Annotated in this window: 5 protein-coding genes and 1 pseudogene; 2 read left to right on the top strand and 4 right to left on the bottom strand. The window is 40.2% G+C overall.

The features are described 5' to 3' along the window. The first annotated feature begins 111 nt into the window (after positions 1-111). Both DSM107010_RS32530 and DSM107010_RS32525 read left to right on the top strand, forming a co-directional pair. Positions 112-339: a 4Fe-4S dicluster domain-containing protein gene (locus DSM107010_RS32530; RefSeq protein ID WP_053455107.1), complete on the top strand. Its 228-nt coding sequence runs from the start codon at positions 112-114 to the stop codon at positions 337-339. Positions 340-349: 10 nt separating this feature from the next. Then, the gene (locus tag DSM107010_RS32525) at positions 350-1,306 is read left to right on the top strand and encodes a HEAT repeat domain-containing protein (protein WP_127024957.1); all 957 of its coding nucleotides are present in this window, start codon (positions 350-352) and stop codon (positions 1,304-1,306) included. Between the two features lie 55 nt (positions 1,307-1,361). On the opposite strand, the pseudogene DSM107010_RS43340 reads toward DSM107010_RS32525, so the two are convergent. The 4 genes and pseudogenes from DSM107010_RS43340 to DSM107010_RS32505 all read right to left on the bottom strand — a co-directional run. Next, positions 1,362-1,636 (bottom strand): annotated as a pseudogene (locus DSM107010_RS43340) (type II toxin-antitoxin system RelE family toxin). After that, positions 1,633-1,863: a hypothetical protein gene (locus tag DSM107010_RS32515; RefSeq protein WP_106168004.1), complete on the bottom strand. Its 231-nt coding sequence runs from the start codon at positions 1,861-1,863 to the stop codon at positions 1,633-1,635. Before DSM107010_RS32515 ends, DSM107010_RS43340 begins: the two are co-directional and overlap by 4 nt. A gap of 79 nt (positions 1,864-1,942) precedes the next feature. Beyond that, on the bottom strand, positions 1,943-2,335 hold the full coding sequence (locus tag DSM107010_RS32510) for a hypothetical protein (RefSeq protein WP_106168005.1): 393 nt from the start codon (positions 2,333-2,335) through the stop codon (positions 1,943-1,945). 1,493 nt (positions 2,336-3,828) lie between these two features. Further along, a partial coding sequence (locus tag DSM107010_RS32505) for a carboxymuconolactone decarboxylase family protein (protein ID WP_148125942.1) occupies positions 3,829-4,067 on the bottom strand: 239 nt, incomplete at its 5' end.

The following is a 4,067-nucleotide window of genomic DNA, read 5'->3' as shown; positions in this document are numbered from 1 at the left end:
AGTATGCCTTCATTTTTATCTGGGCAGAATACACAACATTACTATTAATCGTACCTCAGTAGACTAGGAATTGCTCTAGATGCGATCGCTTCATTATTGGAGGTTGATTTTATGGCTTTAATTAATCAGAGAGTCGATGTTCCTGTCATTGTAGATGAATCTAAATGTCTGGAAAAATGTACGGCTTGCATAGAAGTTTGCCCCCTCGACGTATTAGCAAAAAATCCAGAGACAGGAAAAGCATATATGAAATATGACGAATGTTGGTTCTGTCTCCCTTGTGAAAAAGAGTGTCCCACAAACGCGATTACGGTGCAGATTCCCTTTTTGTTACGGTAAAGAAGTAAAAATGAATGCTCAGTTAAATCAATGGTTGGAAATGTTGCGATCGCCTAACCTAGACGATCGCTTAGTTGCAGTCAAAACTCTGCAACACTTGGGAGAAGAAGATGCGATCGATGCTTTAATAACTGCTTTGCAAGACGAAAGTACTGCCGTGCAAAAAATTGCGATCGCGGCACTGTGGGAAATTGCCAACCCTGTTGTAGTTCCCGCTTTAATACCATGTCTTGCTTCACCTGACGCAGAAATTCGTAGCGAAGCACGATCGGCGTTAGGCGAGTTAGTTTCTCCCGAACATCTACAACTTTTACTAGATTCCCTACAACAAGAAAACTTCCATCTCCAATCCAACATCCTGATTCTTTTACGCAAAATCCATGATGCTCAATGTCTACCTGCGATAATCAACTTCTTCAAGTCAGAGCATCCCGAACTGCGAGAAGCTGCGGTAACGACTTTATCCTATCTAAACCAAGTTCAACATTGTCAGCCAGCCCTAAAATTAATGCAAGATTCTGATGATAGTGTACGACGTGCGGCAGCTTTAACGTTAGGACACTTAGCTGATGAAGAAGCGATCGCATTATTGACGCAAGCACTCACCACCGACCCAGACTGGCAGGTACGCCGCAATGCCGCAAAATCGCTCTTCATTCATGCTAAACCAGAAGCAGTTTTTGCTGTCGAAAAAGCACTTAAAGACGAACACTGGCAAGTGCGAAAATCTGCCATACAGGTATTGCAAAAAATCCCTGATGCTAGGTTGTTACCTACTTTGATTCAAACATTAGCGGATGAATATTCAGATGTGAGAAAAGAAGCGGCGATTGCCCTTGGTAATTTGGGTAATTCTGATGCCATAAGCGCCCTGCAACAAGCATTAGACGATTGCGATCGGGAAGTCAGTATCCAAGCTCAACGGGCAATCGAGAAAATTACTTTATCTAACCGATTGGTTAGATAAATTCAAATTGTACAATTGCATTGTTAGACTATCGATCTCAATAACTAAACCAAAATTACAGTCTTTTCAACAACTCATCGTACTCATCGTGTGTGCCAATCCAAAACCAATAAATCCGATCCTCTGGCTCTAGCAATCCTACAGCTCGATAATTCAAGCTTACACGAACAGAATAAATTGGTTGGCGTTGACACTCACGCGCTTAAATTGCAGACTATTGTGATAAGGATCTCCGCGCCAGAGTTCGTAGGCTTTTTCAGCTTGCTCTCGCACAGATGCAGGAAGTCGATCCAGCTGCTTGCGAAATGTCTTGGTGACACTCGATTTCATTGTTTAACTGGAAAAACTTCATCTAGTGAAACTGTTTCGCCATTTGCTATCTCTTGCCGTACCATATGAGCCAACCGATCCCACTGTTCGTCAGTCGTTGCTTCAAATCGAGCTGACCATGCTTGTTCATCCTTCAATTCAGCCATCAGACGGGACGCGATCGCATCTTGCTGCTCGGCAGGAAGTTTTTCGATCTCTGAAATAACTTGTCGGAGTAACTCAGTCATAATTTGAAGGTGAAGAATTACTAATATAGCTCGTTCTCTAATTCTACTTGAGCCTTAAGCCAACGGCTTGCAAAATGCTTTACTTATAATTAGATAACTCTAACCACTGCACCAAATTGGATACTGTCACACTCTGTTCTACAGCGTAAGTATCTCCTAATTCATGGTACAGATACACCTGTCGATCGGCATCGGTAGGACAAACCAATCTGACTTCACATTCAGGTTCCAGCTTGCTCCATGTCAATCTAATGCTGCCTTTCTCATCTGTAGACGCTGATGCTCTCGGAAAACTATCGCCCATTGCTTCGTAAGCTTCTACAACAAATCGCATTGCTAGCTTAAACGCCGATTGGCTCGGTTGCAAAACCCCGTACTCATCTGTCTCATCCTCTTCCAAAAGAGCAATGAGTCGCTTTAGTGTCACAGTAATATTACTGCTAGATGGTTTTGCCGACTGAGCAACAGTCATGGAACTCAAGGTTAAATTTTAAGTTAGCTGGCTCTAGCGCTAGCACATTTTTGAGGTCAGAAGCAATTTTGACTGTTAATAAAATACTTGAAGCTCAACATTGACAAGTTATAAAAACATAATATCAAATATTATGAATAAATTCCGAATACTAGATTTTTACTTGCTGTGACTCAGGTAATGGGTATAAGAAAAGAAGCGGCGATCGCCCTTAGCGATCTGAATCATTTCAATGGTCTTAGTTTCCTTCGATAAGCATGAGACAATTGCGCTTGGGAAGTCAGCATACAAGTTCAACGGGCAATTGAAAAAATTAGTTTATCGAGCTGATCGATAATTTAGATTCAACGCTTACAAGAATACTTAATATTTGTAAAATCGAGTGCAACATAAGGCTGAGGATTTGCGCCCATTTTGCAATTCTAACAATAAGTCTGAATTAATTTTTCTTAAAAATAACAGACGTGGTCAGCGGTTGCGACGGACTTTGCAACCAGCACCAGCGGCTTCGGTCAATCCGCTGTACCGCAATTGTTATGCGGCAACTATTACAACTCAATACGCTCTGCTGCAAATTCTATAATCTCGTTTGCTCTGATATCACCTGGCAACATATCAGCGTTCAGCATCATACGCAGATTACCTACACTAATTTCACCACTGTATGCATTTATAACTCTAGCAACCACCCAATAATTATATTTTGATAGAGACTTTTGAGGCTGGATGCTAACCTCCGAAGTCGTTGATTTGATAATATTACCTGTTTCAAAAATTACAAGAGGGCTACTAATCTCTTCACCTTTCTGAATTTGGCACGGATAAGAAAAGACGCAACATTCATGCTTACCATCTGAAACAATTACATCAGCTTCACCGTTATCTAATAAAACTTCTTTTGCAAAGATTGCTTAGTTATCCCATCAACTAATTTCAAGAAATGCCTTAGCAAGAAGCTCAAAATTATTTCAATTTTGAATCTAACAGATAGATCTTCAGTTGTGCCCCCAATAAGGGGTTAAGCCGCATAACTATTTATTAAACAGACTTTTCGTAGTCTAACATACCCAATCAGGTGAATGGGCTACAAATACACAGTATAGCTCCGACATTTAGCTAGTGAAACTGCATATTCGCTCGTACATTGCTGGAAGTCATTTGATTCAACTCAAAAATTAGTAATTTTCCTTATTTAACGTCCCATTTTTTTAGTCTAAAACTGCTCTTTTGCAGAATAATAGATTGACAATTTTCAGCCTATTACTTTTTTGCAGACGATTAGAAAGAAAATTTTTTCAAATATTACTCTTTGGTAAGATTTACAAACTGAAATTTTCATCATATCTTCACTACGTACAGTGTTTTTCTGCATAGCAATCTCAAACAATTGCGGAGGTTGCAATTTCAGCCTATTTTTTCTAAAAAGGTACATCCAAGCACGATCGCTTCTACAACATCCGTTCTATCTTTAAAAGCGATCGCCTTTAAGTATTTCAAGTCTTAAATCGCTCATCTACTGGAATTCGATAACCGTTAGCGAGGCGATTGGTCGTATTTGCAGTAGCGACAATTACCATTAATTCACCAAACATATTATCGCTCATTCCCTTGGCATATGCTGCTGAAGTGTGGGAAGCAATGCAGTATTCGCAACCATTAGTTACGCTTACAGCTATATAAATTAATTCGCGTATCAGTGGATCGAGTTCCCCAGGATTAGTCATCACTTCCT

The organism is Chroococcidiopsis cubana SAG 39.79 (genome assembly GCF_003991895.1).
Taxonomy (GTDB): Bacteria; Cyanobacteriota; Cyanobacteriia; order Cyanobacteriales; family Chroococcidiopsidaceae; genus Chroococcidiopsis; species Chroococcidiopsis thermalis.
The sequence above is the reverse complement of the archived record's forward strand: the minus strand, read 5'-3'. Positions and strand labels throughout refer to the sequence as shown.

Excerpts from the sequence above, each read along its gene's own strand:
- DSM107010_RS32530 (WP_053455107.1), top strand. The coding sequence starts at position 112 with ATGGCTTTAATTAATCAGAGAGTCGATGTTCCTGTCATTGTAGATGAA.
- DSM107010_RS32525 (WP_127024957.1), top strand. The coding sequence starts at position 350 with ATGAATGCTCAGTTAAATCAATGGTTGGAAATGTTGCGATCGCCTAAC.
- DSM107010_RS32515 (WP_106168004.1), bottom strand. The coding sequence starts at position 1,863 with ATGACTGAGTTACTCCGACAAGTTATTTCAGAGATCGAAAAACTTCCT.
- DSM107010_RS32510 (WP_106168005.1), bottom strand. The coding sequence starts at position 2,335 with ATGACTGTTGCTCAGTCGGCAAAACCATCTAGCAGTAATATTACTGTG.